2 tRNA genes are annotated in these 330 nt (G+C 47.9%); both read right to left on the bottom strand.

Going from position 1 to position 330, the window contains the following annotated elements:
* Positions 1 to 93: 93 nt before the first annotated feature.
* Positions 94 to 169 (bottom strand) — tRNA-Ala (locus C5687_RS24430).
* 36 nt (positions 170 to 205) lie between these two features.
* Positions 206 to 282: transfer RNA gene (locus C5687_RS24425), tRNA-Ile, on the bottom strand.
* Between the last annotated feature and the right edge of the window lie 48 nt (positions 283 to 330).

Below are 330 nucleotides of genomic sequence, written 5' to 3'. Positions count from 1 at the left end.
ATTTTCAGCTTGATCCAGATTTTTAAAGAGCAAAACTTCGCAGTGCACCTTTTCAGGTTCACTCTGAAGTTTTCTTGTGTTCGCAGTAAAAGATGGTGGAGCTATGCGGGATCGAACCGCAGACCTCCTGCGTGCAAAGCAGGCGCTCTCCCAGCTGAGCTATAGCCCCATCGTTGATAACCTCTTCAAATTTGCTTCGCAAATTTGGTAGGCCTGAGTGGACTTGAACCACCGACCTCACCCTTATCAGGGGTGCGCTCTAACCACCTGAGCTACAAGCCTGTAGAGGTTTTTACTGCTGTTTTTCATCAGACAATCTGTGTGAGCACT

This window comes from Enterobacter sichuanensis (assembly GCF_002939185.1).
Taxonomy (GTDB): Bacteria; Pseudomonadota; Gammaproteobacteria; order Enterobacterales; family Enterobacteriaceae; genus Enterobacter; species Enterobacter sichuanensis.
The sequence above is the reverse complement of the archived record's forward strand: the minus strand, read 5'-3'. Positions and strand labels throughout refer to the sequence as shown.